The sequence below is a fragment of the Sphingobacterium sp. E70 genome, assembly GCF_019285695.1.
Taxonomy (GTDB): domain Bacteria; phylum Bacteroidota; class Bacteroidia; order Sphingobacteriales; family Sphingobacteriaceae; genus Sphingobacterium; species Sphingobacterium detergens.
Genome location: NZ_CP079104.1, coordinates 638,222 through 654,994, shown reverse-complemented (window position 1 = coordinate 654,994; position 16,773 = coordinate 638,222). Strand labels below are relative to the sequence as shown.

The following is a 16,773-nucleotide window of genomic DNA, read 5'->3' as shown; positions in this document are numbered from 1 at the left end:
ATGCCTATTCCTCAGGACGAAATCGCACGTAATACAAATTTACTGCCTCAAAATCCAGGGTATTAGAACAGCAATATCAGAATTCTTTGGAGTTAAAAGAAAGAAAATATCAACCTATTCGTAAGTTGATATTTTCTTTTTAAGGATAGATAATACCTTTTTTATACTATCGTCAAGAATGAAACAGGGATTGAAAATTTAATTTTCTTCAAAATCCGTTTAATTCTGCACTAAATCAAGAAAAAGACATTTTTTCCACCTATTCGAACGAAAAATCTCCCTCTAGAGACCGACTATTTTTGATATTTGGTTTCATTTATTGAGTTCAAATAACCACATAAACCAAGAGAACTATGATAACACCGATAACCAAAACGGTAGGGAAGGGTTTGCTTTTATTTTCGCTGATGAGTATGGCTGCACCAAATGTGTTTGCACAGTCTCAGTTAAAAATATCCGGAAAAGTAACCTCACCTGCGGGCGAACCACTCGCGGGGGTGACAGTACTGATTAAAGGCGCAAAGAATGGGACTGTTACAGATGTATCCGGCAATTACCAAATTGTAGCTAAAGATATTGATGTATTGATCTTTTCTTTAGTAGGTAGAGAAAAAGCAGAAATAGCTGTTGATAAAAAGATCATATCAATCTTGTCCTACAAGAATCAAGTAGTCTTATGGATGAAGTTGTCGTAGTAGGCTATGGTACCCAGAAGAAGAGCAACTTAACAGGGGCTGTTGCGGCAGTGGATGGAAAAACCTTGAACAAACGGATCGCAACAAATCCTACCCAATTACTTCAGGGGCGTATGCCGGGACTTCGCGTGACACAGGGCTCCGGAGAGGCCGGGAATGAAAATGTGAATTTACAGGTTAGGGATTGGGCTCCTACGGGGCATCGTCTGCACCATTGGTCATCGTAGATGGGATTCCTGGTAGTTTGGAAAACCTGAATCCACAGGCGATTGAAAATATTACGGTATTAAAAGACGCCGCTTCCGCAGCAATTTATGGGGCAAGAGCTGCAAACGGTGTCATCCTAGTGACAACCAAACAGGGGAAATCCGGGAAAGCACAGCTGAGCTATGATTATAATGTCGGAATCACAAAGGCTTCAGCATTGCCTGATTTGGTCTATAATTCGGTAGATTACATGACCCTATACAATCAAGCTGCTAAAAATTCAGGTACAACCAATGCAAATGCGCTGTTCAGTCAGGAAATGATTGATGCATATAAAAATGCGACCGACAAAACACTTTATCCTGACTTTAATTGGTTGGATGCCGTATTTAAAATTGTACCAGTACAAACACATAATCTAAGTTTAAGTGGCGGTGCCGGTGGGACGAATTATAATGTAATTCTCGGTTATGTCGATCAGCCCGATATTATGATCGGTACGTCCTTTAAAAGTATAATTTGCAGCTGAACCTCAACTCGAAAATAAATGATCGAATAAGCTTTGGTTCGAGCATCACACTGAATTACGGTGATCGAAAATATCCCAGAAACGGAGCTGAAGATCAATTCCTATCAACAATAAGCCAATCTCCACTCTATGGTCCTGTGCTTCCTGATGGTAGTGGCCGATATACTTCCCGCGCTTACCCATTTCAGTCACCTAATAAAAATCCCGTAGCTGTTGCTGAAAATGCATTCACAAGGCTAAACAATTATTTTATGCAGGGCAATATTTTCGTCAATGTAAAATTGCTGGATGGTTTGGAGTGGAAAACTAGCGGGGTCTAACTTATGGTTTTACCAAAAACTACACCAACAAACCGGTGATCAATCAGTATATGTGGCAGGCTAAACCAGATGCACTTCCTGCGCGGCAATTGGATGTTGGTGGGCAAGGATTGGAGGTGACTGATGACAATAACGTATATCCTGTTGGATATACACAATTGACTTACGATAAGTCATTTGGCGACCATAATTTGAAAGTACTTGCTGGCACTCAAGCAGAATATAACAAGGCGCAAAAATTATTCGGCAGTAGATTGCAATTCCCTAATAAAGATCTGCTTGAATTGGACGGCGGCGGAGCTGGGCAACAGTCAAATAGTGGAGTAACCAATGAATGGTCCTTGAGATCATATTATGGCCGTTTGAATTATGATTACAAAGGTAAGTATCTCTTAGAAGGAAATGCCCGTTATGATGCTTCTTCACGTTTTCCCGAAAATCGAAAATGGGCCTTTTTCCCATCTGTATCAGCAGGATGGAAGATCTCAGATGAAGCTTTTTTTTGCGAACGGCTCAAAGAGACAGTCAATGAAGTCAAACTTAGAGCTTCCATCGGAACCCTTGGGAATCAGAATATCGGAAACTATCCTTATCAGACCGTTTATAGCTCTGCTTTTGCCTATCCATTTGAAGAAACCCTACAACAAGGAGCACGTCAGGTTGCCATGGCAAACCAACGTATCAAGTGGGAGAGTACCAAAGTGTTGGACTTTGGTGTTGACCTTGGATTCTGGAATAATAAGTTGACAGCCTCTTTTGATTGGTACAATAAAGTGACCTCTGATATTCTGTCACCGTCGACAGCATTCCCTTCCTATATCGGTCTTACTGCACCGACTGTAAATTATGGCACCTTGCGTAATAGGGGATCGAGCTTGGGCTCCAGTACCGTGAAAAAATCGGAGAAGTGTTCTTAACCTTAAATGGTAATATTCAGGCCAACCGCAATAAAGTCATAAAATATGGGGCTGAACGTATTTCGGGTAATACAATTATCCGTGAAGGCCTACCATATGGTAGCTTCTATTTATGGCAAAATGTAGGCATATTCCGATCGGAAGAGGAGGTGAAAAGCGCTCCAGAGCAGCAGATACCTGCCAAGCCCGGTTATTTGAAGTTTGCTGATATCAATGGGGATAAAGTGGTAGATAATAATGATCGTACAGTGGTCTCTGGTGCCTACCCTGATTTTGACTATTCATTCAATGCAACTGCAGTGTGGAAGAATTTTGATTTTACGGCATTTTTCTTTGGATCCCAAGGTCAAAAAATATTTGTTAGCGAATGGGGAATCGTTCCTTTTAGGCAAGGCGGAACCTTTACGCGAGATTGGCTGGACGCCTGGACGCCGGAAAATCCAAACGCCTCACTACCTATCGTGGGATTAGATGAGTCACCTGCTGCAAATAACGTGAGAAGTGCCTCTACATTTTTCCTGAAAGATGGATCTTTTTACGATTGAAAAATATTCAAATAGGCTATAGTATTCCACAAAGCACATTGGCAAAGGCAGGTATTTCGGGACTGCGGGTTTATTTTGCTTGCAGATAATCTGGTTACTTTTTCTAAGTTTCCCGGATTAGATCCCGAACGCGGCGTTTCGTCCAGTGGTGGTGCTACTTCGGGACGTTATGTAGCCCATCCCCAAAATAAAGTTTTTGCATTTGGTGCGAACATCACCTTCTAAAAAGATGAAATCATGAAAAATAAAATTAAAACCTATTTATATGTTTGTCTGGCCACCGGTACTTTGTTAAGTGGCTGTACCAAAGATTTTCTGAATAAAAACCCTACCGATAAAATTCCTGAATCCACCTTTTGGAAAACCCAAGCGGATGCAGACCTCGCGCTATCAGGAGTGTATGAATTTCTATGTCGGGGATATAATGCGACATCTTCATCCAATGCCCGTGGGGGTTGGGGTGGAGCCAGCATGTTTTGGGATGGTCTCTCCGATGATGCATTTGTGTCAAGTACGTCGAATAATTTTAATACAATTTCTAGGGGCGGGTTGACCTCTACTACCGGGGAATTCAAACAGAAGGCTACGAGATTTCCTATCAGGCGATAGCTGCATGTAATCGGCTGATCGCTAATATCGATCGTATCACCAGCATGAGCCAACAGGATCGGGATCGGTATAGCGCTGAGGCACGTTTCATACGAGCCCATTATTATTTTTTGCTGACTAATCTTTATGGAGATGTGCCCTTGACGCTACAACCTTTGGGCATGGATGATGCAAGTGCAAAATTGGGCAGAGAAGCCAAAGATAAAGTCATAGAAACAATTTTAGCTGATCTTGATTATGCCAGTGAGAAACTGCCTAACACGGCATATAAAGGACATGCTGTCAGGGTGCTGCACTAGGTTATAAAACAAGAGTATTATTGACCCAGAAAAAATGGGCTGAGGCTGCCGCCGTGGCTAAAACGATAATAGATGAAAATAAATTTTCGATTTATCAGGGCGGTTATCGGGATCTGTTCAGAAAACCGGGGCAGACCAACAATCCCGAAATAATGTTTTCGGCGCGATTTTTACCACCTAATATGTATAGTCCGGCCGATATGATGTATTCCTATCTGAAAACAATACAGCCCTTGAGCTACCTAGTGGATGCTTACTACTGCGTTGATGGAAAGGATATTAAGACATCTGCTAAATACGATTCAATCAATCCTTTGGAAAATAGAGATCCTCGTCTGAAAGCATCTATAATTTATCGAGGTGTATGGCGTGGAACAACAGCTTCTTCTGCGTTTGATCCTGTTGCGGAAGGTGTTTTGGGAGGGTTTCTACCCCGAAAATATATCAACGAAGCCAAATGGCCAACGAGCTATGCCACACAGAGTGATCAAGATTGGGTATTTCTTCGTTACGCTGATATTCTGCTGATGTATGCAGAAGCAAAAATGAAAGCGCAGGACCTGAGCAAACCGCCGTCGATGCATTGAATCAGGTGCGATCTCGTGCAGACGTAAAAATGCCTTTGCTGCAATTTAGTTCCGGATTGACAAAAGAAGAATTTCGTGATATTATCCGTCACGAGCGGCGTGTTGAATTGGCTCTGGAAGGGCAACGTTATTTTGATTTAAAGCGTTGGGGAACGATCAAGAAAGTAATGGATGCAATCAAGGATCCTACTGGCGCTCCACGGATATTTAGAGAACGGATACCTTATGGCCTGTACCACAGTCCGAAGTAGATATTGCTAAAAGTTTGGGAAATGATAAATTTAAGCAAACAATAGGATTCTAAAATATAACCTTTATAGGCATGAAAACTAAACTCAAGATGTATAAAATACTATTCCTGATACTCTTGGTATCAGGAATGTCAAGTAGCATATCGATAGCGCAAGAAAATAAGTTACCTGATAGTCTACGAATGAAATGGTGGGAGGAAGCCAGATTTGGTATGTTTGTCCATTGGGGCGTATATGCACAATTTGGCGGTGTCTATCGTGGTCATGAACAAGCTCGGGGTGGGGCGGAATGGATTATGAACCGTTCAAAAATCCCTGTTGATGAATATCAGGCAATGGCAGGCCAGTTTAATCCTATACAATATAATCCCGACGAATGGGTGCGAATGGCGAAAGATGCCGGTATGAAATACCTCATTATTACAGCCAAACATCACGACGGTTTTGCGTTGTTCGAAACCAAAACCAGCAAATGGAATATGGTCGATGCGACTCCTTATGGTAAAGATCTGTTAAAGCCTTTGGCCGCCGCCTGTAAAAAGTATGGTATCAAATTAGGGTTCTACTATTCGCAAGCGCAAGATTGGAATAATCCTGGAGGTTCGGCAGCGCGGAAACTCATGCGCGAAGGCTGGCCCAATCCGGACTCGGCTAAAATAGATGCCTATACCTTAGCGCATAAAGGCCATTGGGACCCAAAGCAAGAAACTGCGAGTTTTGATGACTATATCAAAAATGTCTCTGTACCACAGGTGAAAGAACTTTTGAGTAATTATGGTGATATTTCTGTCTTGTGGTGGGATACGCCAACAAATATGACGGATGAAGCTGCGAGCATGTTGCAGGAACAACTGCGCCTGCAACCCAATATTATTACCAATGATCGTTTGAAAAGACCAAATTTTCCGGGGATACAAAGACGCCAGAACAGAAAATTCCAGATTGGAGTGAATTGGAAGGAAAGCATTGGGAAACTTGTATGACTATGAACGGAACCTGGGGATTTCGTACGTCTGACCATAAATGGAAGTCGGCAGAAACATTGATCCGTAATTTGGTTGATATCGCCTCTAAAGGCGGGAATTATTTGCTCAATGTTGGTCCGAAACCCGATGGAAGCTTTCCACAGGAAAGCATAGACAGATTGGCGGCGATAGGCAAGTGGATGAAAATAAACAGTGAAGCAATTTACGCAACCAAAAGCAGCCCGTTGCAACCCTTTGAGTGGGGAAGATGCACAATGAAGGAACAGGGCGACAAGACTCTACTTTACCTGACCATATTTGACTGGCCTCAAGATGGAACGGTCGTTCTTCCAGTAAAAATAAAGTTTTAAAAGCTAGTTTTTTAGCGAATGGTAAAACGCTTAAAGTGAAATCGCAGTCTGATGCGATCAAAATTGACGTTTCTAAACAGGCAATTGATCCTGTCGCAACTGTGATCAAAATTGAGTTGGCTGGAAAACTAGAAAAAGATAAGACTGTCACAGCAAAGAAAATGAAAACCGGAGCCTTGGATGAATAAGCTGAATCCAAATATTAAGAAAAGAGAACCATATTTAATGATAAAGGAAAATAAGTTTTATAAAATACTTGCATTGCTATTGGGATTTGGAGCTTTACAGCTCCAGGCTCAGGAATCAAAGCGAATCGACCGGGAATGGGACTTTCTGAAGAGCGATCTTGGGGGATTTGGGAAGCTGTACGGCCGGTTGGGGCGGGCAATCCAGAATCCGTTCCACTATGGCAAACCGTTAGTTTGCCTCATTGTTACAATGCCTTAGATGCTGTTGATCCAGCTGTCAATTATTATCAGGGCCCAGGTTGGTATAGAAAGACATTAACCATTGAAAATCCGTATCCAAATGGTCGTACACTGCTTCATTTTGAAGGTGCGGGACAAAAGTCTACGGTTTATATCCATACGCAAAAGGTTGGGGAACATGTCGGCGGCTATGACGAATGGACAGTAGATATTACTGAGGCTGTCGAACAGTTTAAAAAAACCGAAGCCTATGAAACACAGTTTAAAGGGAAGATACCGGTTTCAATTCGGGTAGATAACTCGCGTGACCTCGAAATGATTCCCTCAGACCTATCCGATTTTAACCTATATGGAGGTATCTATCGCCATCTGAATTTGAAATATGTACCACAGACGGCCTTAGAAAAAGTCTTTGTTAGCCCTACAGTGGATGCAGATGGAAAACAGGGGTTATTACAAATCCGTGGTCGCCTATTGACACAATCCAACAGCTCAAATTTTGATGTCGAAACACAGCTTTATGACCCTTCAGGTAAATTGCTGCTGCGTCAGACACCGGTTGTTCGTTCGCTGGAAGGATCTCTTGACTTTGGAAAACTAACGGTTAAAAAACCTGAATTGTGGAGCCCGGATCATCCCGCTTTGTATCGTTTGGTAACCATCGTCAAAAGCAATGGACAGATATTTAAAGAAGAGAGCCTTTTTGGTTTCCGGCTTGTAGAATTTAAAGATAATGGCCCCTTCTTATTAAACGGAAAAAGACTTTTGCTTCGGGGCACGCATCGTCATGAAGATCATGCTGCTGTAGGAGCGGCCATGACAGATGCACAGATTTTACAGGAAATGACGATGATGAAAGAGATGGGCGTCAATTTCATCCGGCTGGGGCATTATCAACAAAGCCGCAGGGTGCTCGAAGCCTGTGATAGTCTTGGTATTTTGGTTTGGGAGGAAATCCCTTGGTGTCGCGGTGGCTTGGGCGGTGAAATCTATCAGCAACAAGGGAAACGGATGTTGACAAATATGATTGAGCAGCACTATAATCACCCTTCGATCATTATTTGGGGACTAGGTAATGAAAATGATTGGCCCGGTGATTTCCCGAATTCGACAAGGAGAAAATCAGAACATTTATGCTTGAATTGCATTTACTTTCCCACCAATTGGATCCCAGTCGAAAAACAGCCATACGACGTTGTGACTTTTGTAAAGATATTGTTGATGTGTATTCACCCTCTATCTGGGCTGGTTGGTATCGTGGAGTGTATACAGATTATAAAACGGCCTCGACAGAGGAAATGAAAAAGGTCAAACATTTTCTTCATGTGGAATGGGGCGGAGATAGTCATGCTCGCCGCCATGCAGAGGATCCGGATCGCGCACTAGCCAAAATAGAAGGCGACGGTACCACCGATGAACGGGCTGGCGATGCATCCTCGTGGGTGGTGCAGCGAGAGTTTCCAAGGATGGTGACTGGAGTGAAAGCTATATCTGTAACTTGATCGATTGGCACCTCAAGGAACAGGAAACCATGCCTTGGCTTACGGGTACCGCGTATTGGCCTTTTAAAGATTTTTCGACACCTGTTCGTCCAGATAATCCGGTTCCCTATGTCAACCAGAAAGGTGTTGTCGAACGCGATTTTACGAAGAAAGAATCCTATTACGTATTTCAATCGTATTGGACTTCAAAACCCATGCTCCATATCTACGGACACTCTTGGCCTGTTCGTTGGGGCGGGGGATGAGGCAAAGATGATCAAAGTATATTCCAATGCGAAGGAGGTCGAACTATTTGTCAATGGCGAAAGTCAGGGGGTAAAGAAAAGAAATAGCCAAGATTTCCCCGCTGCCGGATTGCGTTGGATGGTGAAGTTACGTGAGGGAAAAAATCAGATCAAAGCTGTTGCCAAAAATGGTAAGGAGCTTATGACAGATCAGATCGAACAAGTGTATCAGACAGAGCGTTGGGGCAAACCTGCGAAATTACAGGTTGAAGAAATTGCACGGGAAGATGATATCATAACGGTGCAGGCTAAGGTATTGGATAAAGATGGTATTCTTTGTCTGGATGCCAAAAACTGGATCTATTTTGATGCTACAGGAGATGGTGAGCTGATTATTGATCAGGGAACATCCATAGGCGCGCGAAAAGTACAGGCATACAATGGAAGAGCCCTGATACGGCTTCGCTTATCCGCAGGAAAAGCAGTTGTGTCCGGACGGATGGACGAATCAAAAAGTACTTTGTTGACAATTGAAAAATAGTGAGATGATAAAATTAAACACTAATTTGAGCTTTTTTCTTTTGCTCGGAATAATGGCCACTGTTACCTGTGGTCATGCACAACATAAACAAAAGAAGCGCCAACTGTGGTACGATAAACCTGCTGCATATTGGGAGGAGGCATTACCTTTGGGAACGGTACGACAGGGGCAATGGTCTTTGGTGGGGTGAGCAGGGATCGTTTTCAGATTAATGATAATACCCTGTGGTCGGGCGAACCTGAGGCTGGAAACAACCCCAATGGTCCGCAAATTTTACCATCGGTACGTGAAGCTATTTTAGCTGGGAAATATGAAGAGGCTGCTGTTCTCTGGAAGAAAATGCAAGGCCCTTATTCAGCACGTTATTTACCCATGGGTGACCTGTGGCTGAATTTTCATCAAGAGGAGAAAGAGGTAAAAGCTTACCGAAGAGATTTGGATTTGGAAGGGGCGGTGAGCACGGTAAGTTATACTTACCAAGGTGTTCAATATCAAAGAGAGAGCTTTGTCAGCTACCCCGACAAAGCTTTGGTCATTCGCTTAAAAGCAAATAAAGCTAAATCGATCACTTTGGATCTGTCCATGACCAGTAAACTGAAAAGTACGGTTTCAGCACGCGGCAAAGATGTACTAAGCCTTGTGGGTAAAGCCCCAGTTTTGTGGCTAATCGGGATTACGAACCTAAACAGGTGGTTTATGATAGCATTGAGGGAAAGGGGATGACTTTCGAAATGCGTGTTAAAGTACAGGCAAAAGGAGGGAAGGTACAGCAAGAAAAGGATAAGCTTCGTATCATTGGTGCTGATGAGGTACTATTATTACTGACAGAAGCGACCAGCTTTAATGGTTTCGACAAATCGCCGAGCCAAGCTGGAAAAGATGTAAAGGCGACAGTTAACAGTTTAATGAAACAGGTCGCAGTAAAAAACTTTACAACACTGCTTGCTGATCATCAGAAGGATTACAGATCGCTGTTTAACAGGGTATATTTTGAACTGGCTGGAATTTCAACACATGTAAATCTACCGACCGATCAGCGGATTATGCAATTTTCCAAAGGTCCTGCAGATCTGGATTTACTGACTCTGTATTATCATTTTGACGTTACCTGCTGATCGCAAGTTCGAGACAAGGTGGAAGACCCGCCAATTTACAGGGGATTTGGAATGATCATGTACAGCCGCCTTGGGGAAGTAATTACACCACGAATATCAATACCGAAATGAATTATTGGTTGGCAGAAAATACCAACTTGTCCGAATGCCATCAGCCCCTGTTTGATTTTATGGAGGAACTGGCGGTCAATGGAGCGCAAACTGCCGCTGTAAATTACAATATAAAGGAAGGCTGGGTCGTTCACCATAATTCGACCTGTGGGCCAAGACCTCTCCTCCGGGAGGCTATGACTGGGATCCTAAAGGTATGCCACGATGGTCTGCATGGCCAATGGCCGCAGCTTGTTCAGCACACATCTGTGGGAGCATTATCGCTTTACAGGAGATAAATCTTTTCTCCAAAATAAGGCCTATCCACTGATGAAGGGCGCTGCTCAGTTTATGTTACATTGGCTGATCGCTGATCCTGAAAATAAATACTTGATAACAAATCCTTCTACATCGCCTGAAAATACAATTAAAATAGCAGGAAAGGAATATCAATTGACCAGGGCATCGACGATGGATATGGCAATTATCCGCGAGCTATTTACTGCGGTTATTCGCTCTTGCGATGTACTGCAGATCGACCCCGAGTTTAAGTCGACATTGGAACAGGCGAGTGCAAAATTATATCCTTATCAGGTTGGACAATATGGTCAACTGCAAGAATGGTTTAAAGATTGGGATGATCCCAAAGATCAGCATCGGCATATTTCGCATCTTTTGGACTCTATCCTGGTAACCAGATTAGCGTTACAGCAAATAGTGAATTGGCCGCTGCCGCAAAAAAATCACTGCTTTTGCGTGGTGATGTGAGCACAGGTTGGTCGATGGCATGGAAAACAAATTGGTGGGCAAGATTACAGGATGGAAACCACGCGTATAAAATTCTTAAGGATGCGCTGAACTTTATTGATCCCAAACTGGATCGCTCTAGATGAGCGGTGGTGGTGCTTATCCGAACTTATTTGATGCCCATCCTCCTTTTCAGATCGACGGCAATTTTGGCGCAACGGCCGGAATGACTGAAATGCTTTTGCAAAGTCACGATGGTGCTATTCATCTATTGCCAGCGCTGCCCGATGAGTGGTCGACAGGGCATATTAAGGGAATTAAAGCCAGGGAAACTTTACGGTAGACATCGATTGGAAGGATAATAAATTGCAACAGACACGCATCGTATCCAATATAGGTGGAATATGCAAGTTGCGGACCCCTATACCAGTGAAAGTAATTGGAACGAACGGGAATAAAGTCAATGGGGCTGAAAATGAATTGCTATACAAGCCAAGTTCATTGAAATACCATATCCTCGACCGCGAAAAATTATCGCCTTTATCAACCAAAGAAACTTTTGAAATTGAATTTCAAACAGTCAAGGGCAAGGAGTACCGCATTATCCCGATATAGCTCATAAAAATCTAAGGAAATGAATTTAAAATCGATCTTCAGACTAGCGTGCACATTTATTGGGATTGTGCTGCTTCCCTGTTCGCTGGGGCGAATGAACCCAATGGATCTTTCAAGAGTAAAATCGTGACGGTTTTGCGTCCTATTATAAAAAAGCAATCAAAATGGGCCATGAAGCAAAAGCCCTTGACCGTGACGGCTTACCCTGCAGTTCGAAGTAGCGGTGGTATCCATGACTTTTACTCGAAGGCGACTATTGGTGGCCAGATCCAATGGATGCGAGTGCCCCTATGTCCAAAGGGATGGTATGAGTAATCCAGCCAACTTTGTTGACCATCGAAAAGCCATGATCCGTTTTAGCCAAATTATCGGCGCCCTAGCTTCGGCCTACCGTTTGAATCCGGATAAAAATATGTGCAGCAGGCCTTGGTTCATTTGCAAGCTTGGTTTGTCGACTCGGAGACGATGATGAATCCAAATCTGCTGTATGCCCAAGCTGTACAAGGACGATTTACAGGTCGCGGTATAGGCATTATTGATACCATTCATTTAATGGAAGTGGCGCAGGGCGTAAAAGTGCTCGAAAATGATCCAAACTTTCCACAGTCAACCAAAGATGCCATCCATCGTTGGTTTGCAACATATCTGCGCTGGTTGACTGAGCACCAATACGGTAAAGACGAAATGAATGCAGCAAACAATCATGGCACCTGTTGGGTGATGCAGGTGGCATCCTTTGCCAGTCTAGTGCAGGATACGGCTTTGCTCAAGATGTGTGCTGAACGCTACCAGCAAATTTTATTACCCAGCCAGATGGAAAAAGATGGTAGCTTTCCCCGGGAGCTCCAACGGACCAAGCCTTTTGGATATTCCCTCTTTAATCTAGATGCCATGACCATGATTTGCCATATCCTGTCTACAACAAATGAACCGCTATGGCAATATTCGTTACCCGATGGACGTACAATCAAAAAAGGGCTGGATTTTATGATGCCTTATATCAGTGATAAGAACAAATGGCCTTATCAAAAGACGTGATGTACTGGGAGCAATGGCCTATTGCTCAACCTGCTCTCATCTTTGCTGCAACCGCTTACCAAGACAGCAGCTATCTGAAACTTTGGGCTGAGCTCAATCATAATCCCAAGGAGGAAGAGGTCATTCGCAACTTGCCCATCCGTAATCCTTTAATATGGTTGTAATGCTGGAAGACCATTTTTATCCAGCTATAAATCTGACCAATTAACCTTTTACTTAAACAAACCTAAATGTAATATGATTTTCAAAATGAATATGCTGCTGTCAAAACATGGAGATGTTTCGAATCGTTTTATCCCAAAAAGGCGATTTATTATTTCGATACTGAGCTTGACAACTATACTTTGTGGCATTCAGGAAACAAAAGCGCAGAATGCAAACCAATTGAAAAAGCCTGGGATCTTGCGGATCGACAGTCGCAATTGCTCTATAAAGAGCTACAGCTGCTAAAAAAAGCTGATTCTACATTAGCATCTCCACGTACACTCTCCGAAAATAACGAATTGGTGGCCGTTAAACGTGGCGATTGGACCAGTGGTTTTTATCCTGGGGTTTTATGGTATTTATATGAGAAATCCGGAAAACATAAATGGAAAGAACTGGCGGGTGAATTGACCAGAGGTATAGAAGGCGAACAGTATAATGGGAAAACCCATGATATGGGCTTTAAGATTTTCTGTAGTGTTGGTAACGGTTATCGTCTTACAGCCAATGCACATTATCGGGATGTCATTATCCAATCCGCTAAAACTTTGGCAACACGTTTTAATCCTAAGGTCGGATGCATCCGTTCTTGGGATCATAATAGCCATCGTTGGGATTTTCCGGTCATTATTGATAACATGCTCAATCTGGAATTGCTTTTTGAAGCAACAAAATTGACCGGGGACTCTAGCTATTATCATATCGCTGTAAGTCATGCAAACACAACGATGAAGAATCATTTTAGATCGGACTATAGCACCTATCATGTAATTGACTATAATCCTACGACAGGTGAAGTACAGCACAAAAATACACATCAAGGATTTAGTGATGAGTCTACCTGGGCGCGGGGAGAAGCATGGGCACTCTATGGTTATACCATGTGCTATCGTGAGACCGGTGATCCAAAATATCTGCAGCAAGCTGAAAAGGTTGCGCACTGGCTTTTTGGCCATCCACGTATGCCTAAGGATTTAATCCCTTATTGGGATTTCGATGCACCTCATATTCCGAATGAACCGAGGGATGTTTCAGCTGCCACCGTGATCGCCTCGGGACTATTGGAGTTGAGTACATTCAGCAATCAGGGAAAAGACTATTTGAGCAAAGCGCAGACAATAATGTCTAATCTGATTGACCACTATATGTCCCCTCCGAATAAAAATAAAGGGTTTATATTACTGCATAGTACAGGATCAAAACCTTCCAATACTGAAGTAGATAAACCATTAAGTTACGCAGATTACTATTTTTTAGAAGCTTTGCTTCGGGAGGAAAACTTGCCGCAGGACGGGCACAGTCGAGTCTGGTTCGAAAAGACCCCGAGGGTAAACTCATCTATTTTCCGGATGATAGGGAAATATCATCCCTGATTTCAGTCGGGTTGGTTATCATCAAGGAAATCGACAGCTCCCCACTGTAGCCAACGCTATTTCGTTACATCCTACAGCAGATGGAACTGATCAACAGATGATACAACGTGCCATCGATGAAATCGCAAACAAACCCCTTGATAAAAACGGATATAGAGGGGCGATAATGCTGAAAAAGGAATTTACAATATACCAGGAAGTCTACTGATCAAATCGAGCGGTATTGTATTGAGAGGAGAGGGGGACGCGGAAGGTGAAACCTTATTGCGTGCAACAGGAAAGCAACAACGTAGCTTATTGAAAATTTCTGGTGAGGGAAACTATGTCGAAGATCAGGCTAAAGCACAGATGCTTGAAGCAATATATATACCTGTCGGAAGTAAGTATGTTGTTGTCGACGATAGTCGTGATTTTCAGAAAGGGGCATCAGTACTCCTTTCTTATGAACTCAATGCGGCGTGGATTAAAGCGGTCAAAATGGATCAAATAATAGCAAGGGAAGGAACAAAACAATGGACAACTAAGGAATATAAACTAAAATTTGAACGTGTTATTTCGTCCATTAGTGGAGACACGCTATTTTTAGATAATCCAGTTGTCATGGCCATAGACCCACAGTTTGGTAAAGTTTCTGTCGTACCTTTTAAGTTTACGGGACGTATTCAGGAAGTAGGGGTTGAAAATTTACGTTTTGAATCCGAATTTGCCAACGAAACAGACGAAAACCATGCTTGGATCGCTATTGAGTTTGATAAAATTGAGAATGCATGGGTACGCAACATTACGGCACGCTATTTTGGTTATGCGGCAGTAAGCTTGGGTGCCTTCGCAAAACAAACATCCGTCATCAATTCGAAATGCCTGGATCCAAAATCTCAAATTACAGGGGACGTAGGTATTCATTCAATAACAATGGTCAACTCAATTTATTTAGACAATTATATACCACAGAAGGGCGGCATGATTATGTCACGGGAGCAAGAACTTTGGGGCCAAATGTTTTTAGCTTGTCCACTGCAACGAATACCCATGCGGATATTGGCCCACATCATCGTTGGGCAGTAGGCACCCTGTACGATCAGATTACAACCGATGGCGAGATTAATATTCAGGATCGCGGTAACTGGGGCAGTGGACACGGTTGGGCCGGCGTGACACAGGTATTGTGGAATTGCAAAGTCAAGCGTGCAGCCGTACAACAACCTTGGGCTTCCGGGCAAAATTTTGCAATAGGGGTGAATGGCGAAAACAATCATGGTCGGTTTAAAGACAGGACTGCCGGTTTTTGGGAAAATCAAAATAAAAAATTGCTCTTAGAGTCACTTTATGAGCAACAATTGAACGATAGATTAAATAAATAACTATTGGTGTTTATAGAATGGAATGATTATTTTTATCGTATCCAATTTCAATTATATTCCTCATGATGCCATTACGTATTTGTATACTTTGGGTTTTTAGTACGCTGTTTGTCCTTTCTATTTCTAATGCACAGGAGAAGAACTATCGTTTTTTACATCTTGATGTAAACGAAGGTTTATCACAAGGGAGTGTTTTTGCTATCGAACAAGATCACCTGGGCTTTATGTGGATTGGTACCCGTGATGGCCTGAATAAATATGATGCACGTAAGTTTACAATTTATAGAAGCAATCCTCAGGATAGCCTTTCCCTGGAACATAATTTTATACAAGCAATTACCCAAGACAAGAAACAACGACTTTGGGTAGGGACAACAGGTGGCCTTAATTTATACAATCGGAATGCAGATAATTTTACGCGTATTCCTTTGCCAGTCGTTGAGAGCACAAGTGGAAAAATAGAAGTGAATGTGCATCAGATTTTCCAAGATTCAAATGGTGTAATTTGGATTGCTACAAATGTTGGATTATATCGGATAAAAGAAGGCGCTCATTTGGAGGCAGAACTTGTTTTCAATGAAATTACGGTTGAAGGGAGCAATGGCCGCTCGTATTTTAGAAATTTTAGAACGATATACGAGGACGGGAAGAAAAGATTATGGTTTTGTACAGATGATGCAATCGTGCTGATGCAGTCAGCTTCCAGGGATGGCAATAGATTGAAAGTGTTGCGCACCTATTTCAATCAGAAAGGACTGATTAATAAAGTAAATCAACGATTTCAGGCCGTTCTGGAATTTGCTCCCGGTGTTTTTTGGGTAGGAACGAAATACAACGGGATAAAAATAATCAATGAAAATACAGGAGAGGTATCTTCTTTGAGTACGGATGATAGTCCTACTGCAAATTTGGCAAATCAGGATGTACGCTCTTTGAAGAAGGCTGACGATGGGAGCATCTGGATTGGGACATTCAATGGCCTTTACTTATACCGAAACGGGAAAATATTATTTATACAGGCCGACGATAACAATCCCAATAGTTTGAGTAACAACTCTATTCGACCAATATTTCAGGATAAAAGAGGGTCTATCTGGATCGGTACTTATTTTGGCGGGATTAATATCTACGATAAGGACATCCCAAATTTTCAAAATTTCACCCATCAATCTCGGCGAAATAGCTTGAGCTACAATGTTGTCAGTGCTTTTTAGAGAACCCAAATGGTGAGCTGGTTATT

Annotated in this window: 24 protein-coding genes and 5 pseudogenes; all 29 read left to right on the top strand. The window is 42.6% G+C overall.

Annotated elements, in window-relative coordinates:
- The 29 genes and pseudogenes from KUH03_RS04795 to KUH03_RS04650 all read left to right on the top strand — a co-directional run bounded on the left by KUH03_RS04795 (nucleotide 1) and on the right by KUH03_RS04650 (nucleotide 16,747).
- Nucleotides 1-66 carry a hypothetical protein gene (locus KUH03_RS04795; RefSeq protein WP_257096692.1) on the top strand — a complete coding sequence of 22 codons (66 nt, stop codon included), beginning with the start codon at nucleotides 1-3 and terminating at the stop codon, nucleotides 64-66.
- A gap of 287 nt (nucleotides 67-353) precedes the next feature.
- Entirely contained in the window at nucleotides 354-695 is a 342-nt protein-coding gene (locus KUH03_RS04790) for a carboxypeptidase-like regulatory domain-containing protein (RefSeq protein ID WP_257091809.1), read from the top strand.
- Nucleotides 677-922, top strand: coding sequence for a TonB-dependent receptor plug domain-containing protein (locus tag KUH03_RS04785; RefSeq protein ID WP_257091808.1), 246 nt, complete (start codon nucleotides 677-679; stop codon nucleotides 920-922). The genes KUH03_RS04790 and KUH03_RS04785 overlap by 19 nt, the downstream gene beginning before the upstream one ends.
- Nucleotides 880-1,431 carry a TonB-dependent receptor plug domain-containing protein gene (locus KUH03_RS04780; RefSeq protein ID WP_257091807.1) on the top strand — a complete coding sequence of 184 codons (552 nt, stop codon included), beginning with the start codon at nucleotides 880-882 and terminating at the stop codon, nucleotides 1,429-1,431. The genes KUH03_RS04785 and KUH03_RS04780 overlap by 43 nt, the downstream gene beginning before the upstream one ends.
- Nucleotides 1,422-1,751 carry a hypothetical protein gene (locus tag KUH03_RS04775; RefSeq protein WP_257091805.1) on the top strand — a complete coding sequence of 110 codons (330 nt, stop codon included), beginning with the start codon at nucleotides 1,422-1,424 and terminating at the stop codon, nucleotides 1,749-1,751. The genes KUH03_RS04780 and KUH03_RS04775 overlap by 10 nt, the downstream gene beginning before the upstream one ends.
- Nucleotides 1,752-1,786: 35 nt before the next feature.
- Entirely contained in the window at nucleotides 1,787-2,668 is an 882-nt protein-coding gene (locus KUH03_RS04770; protein ID WP_257091804.1) for a TonB-dependent receptor domain-containing protein, read from the top strand.
- Entirely contained in the window at nucleotides 2,659-3,213 is a 555-nt protein-coding gene (locus KUH03_RS04765) for a hypothetical protein (protein WP_257091803.1), read from the top strand. Before KUH03_RS04770 ends, KUH03_RS04765 begins: the two co-directional genes overlap by 10 nt.
- Nucleotides 3,214-3,288: 75 nt before the next feature.
- A complete protein-coding gene (locus tag KUH03_RS04760) occupies nucleotides 3,289-3,438 on the top strand; it encodes a hypothetical protein (protein WP_257091802.1) in 150 nt (49 codons plus the stop codon).
- 12 nt (nucleotides 3,439-3,450) lie between these two features.
- Nucleotides 3,451-3,822, top strand: a complete 372-nt coding sequence (locus KUH03_RS04755) for a hypothetical protein (RefSeq protein ID WP_257091801.1) — start codon at nucleotides 3,451-3,453, stop codon at nucleotides 3,820-3,822.
- Nucleotides 3,783-4,121, top strand: coding sequence for a RagB/SusD family nutrient uptake outer membrane protein (locus tag KUH03_RS04750; RefSeq protein ID WP_306429698.1), 339 nt, complete (start codon nucleotides 3,783-3,785; stop codon nucleotides 4,119-4,121). The genes KUH03_RS04755 and KUH03_RS04750 overlap by 40 nt, the downstream gene beginning before the upstream one ends.
- A 152-nt stretch (nucleotides 4,122-4,273) precedes the next feature.
- Nucleotides 4,274-4,959 (top strand): annotated as a pseudogene (locus KUH03_RS48105) (RagB/SusD family nutrient uptake outer membrane protein).
- A gap of 71 nt (nucleotides 4,960-5,030) precedes the next feature.
- Nucleotides 5,031-6,295: pseudogene (locus tag KUH03_RS04735) on the top strand (alpha-L-fucosidase).
- Between the two features lie 35 nt (nucleotides 6,296-6,330).
- Nucleotides 6,331-6,483: a hypothetical protein gene (locus tag KUH03_RS04730; RefSeq protein WP_257091799.1), complete on the top strand. Its 153-nt coding sequence runs from the start codon at nucleotides 6,331-6,333 to the stop codon at nucleotides 6,481-6,483.
- Nucleotides 6,484-6,618: 135 nt separating this feature from the next.
- Nucleotides 6,619-8,025, top strand: a complete 1,407-nt coding sequence (locus KUH03_RS45300; RefSeq protein WP_306429457.1) for a glycoside hydrolase family 2 protein — start codon at nucleotides 6,619-6,621, stop codon at nucleotides 8,023-8,025.
- Nucleotides 8,026-8,161: 136 nt separating this feature from the next.
- Nucleotides 8,162-8,470: a hypothetical protein gene (locus KUH03_RS45295; protein WP_306429456.1), complete on the top strand. Its 309-nt coding sequence runs from the start codon at nucleotides 8,162-8,164 to the stop codon at nucleotides 8,468-8,470.
- 7 nt (nucleotides 8,471-8,477) lie between these two features.
- Nucleotides 8,478-8,990 (top strand): DUF4982 domain-containing protein, encoded by a 513-nt coding sequence (locus KUH03_RS45290; RefSeq protein ID WP_306429455.1) that lies wholly within the window; start codon nucleotides 8,478-8,480, stop codon nucleotides 8,988-8,990.
- Between the two features lie 4 nt (nucleotides 8,991-8,994).
- Nucleotides 8,995-9,180: a glycoside hydrolase family 95 protein gene (locus KUH03_RS04720; RefSeq protein ID WP_257091798.1), complete on the top strand. Its 186-nt coding sequence runs from the start codon at nucleotides 8,995-8,997 to the stop codon at nucleotides 9,178-9,180.
- A complete protein-coding gene (locus KUH03_RS04715; protein WP_257091796.1) occupies nucleotides 9,162-9,713 on the top strand; it encodes a glycoside hydrolase family 95 protein in 552 nt (183 codons plus the stop codon). The genes KUH03_RS04720 and KUH03_RS04715 overlap by 19 nt, the downstream gene beginning before the upstream one ends.
- On the top strand, nucleotides 9,680-10,105 hold the full coding sequence (locus KUH03_RS04710) for a glycoside hydrolase N-terminal domain-containing protein (protein WP_257091795.1): 426 nt from the start codon (nucleotides 9,680-9,682) through the stop codon (nucleotides 10,103-10,105). Before KUH03_RS04715 ends, KUH03_RS04710 begins: the two co-directional genes overlap by 34 nt.
- On the top strand, nucleotides 10,099-10,494 hold the full coding sequence (locus KUH03_RS04705) for a hypothetical protein (RefSeq protein WP_373564778.1): 396 nt from the start codon (nucleotides 10,099-10,101) through the stop codon (nucleotides 10,492-10,494). The genes KUH03_RS04710 and KUH03_RS04705 overlap by 7 nt, the downstream gene beginning before the upstream one ends.
- Nucleotides 10,421-11,088, top strand: a pseudogene (locus KUH03_RS04700) (hypothetical protein). The gene KUH03_RS04705 and the pseudogene KUH03_RS04700 overlap by 74 nt, the downstream one beginning before the upstream one ends.
- A pseudogene (locus KUH03_RS48100) lies at nucleotides 11,085-11,557 on the top strand (glycoside hydrolase family 95-like protein). The pseudogenes KUH03_RS04700 and KUH03_RS48100 overlap by 4 nt, the downstream one beginning before the upstream one ends.
- 48 nt (nucleotides 11,558-11,605) lie before the next feature.
- Entirely contained in the window at nucleotides 11,606-11,872 is a 267-nt protein-coding gene (locus KUH03_RS04680) for a hypothetical protein (protein WP_257091789.1), read from the top strand.
- Nucleotides 11,790-12,595: pseudogene (locus tag KUH03_RS04675) on the top strand (alginate lyase family protein). Before KUH03_RS04680 ends, KUH03_RS04675 begins: the two are co-directional and overlap by 83 nt.
- Nucleotides 12,574-12,759 (top strand): hypothetical protein, encoded by a 186-nt coding sequence (locus tag KUH03_RS04670; RefSeq protein WP_257091788.1) that lies wholly within the window; start codon nucleotides 12,574-12,576, stop codon nucleotides 12,757-12,759. The pseudogene KUH03_RS04675 and the gene KUH03_RS04670 overlap by 22 nt, the downstream one beginning before the upstream one ends.
- Nucleotides 12,760-12,939: 180 nt before the next feature.
- On the top strand, nucleotides 12,940-14,172 hold the full coding sequence (locus tag KUH03_RS04665) for a glycoside hydrolase family 88 protein (RefSeq protein WP_257091787.1): 1,233 nt from the start codon (nucleotides 12,940-12,942) through the stop codon (nucleotides 14,170-14,172).
- A 228-nt stretch (nucleotides 14,173-14,400) separates the two neighbouring features.
- Complete coding sequence (locus KUH03_RS04660) at nucleotides 14,401-15,237, top strand: hypothetical protein (protein ID WP_257091786.1); 837 nt, start codon at nucleotides 14,401-14,403, stop codon at nucleotides 15,235-15,237.
- Complete coding sequence (locus tag KUH03_RS04655) at nucleotides 15,180-15,533, top strand: hypothetical protein (RefSeq protein ID WP_257091785.1); 354 nt, start codon at nucleotides 15,180-15,182, stop codon at nucleotides 15,531-15,533. The genes KUH03_RS04660 and KUH03_RS04655 overlap by 58 nt, the downstream gene beginning before the upstream one ends.
- A gap of 62 nt (nucleotides 15,534-15,595) precedes the next feature.
- Nucleotides 15,596-16,747, top strand: a complete 1,152-nt coding sequence (locus KUH03_RS04650; protein ID WP_257091784.1) for a two-component regulator propeller domain-containing protein — start codon at nucleotides 15,596-15,598, stop codon at nucleotides 16,745-16,747.
- The last annotated feature ends 26 nt before the right edge of the window (nucleotides 16,748-16,773 follow it).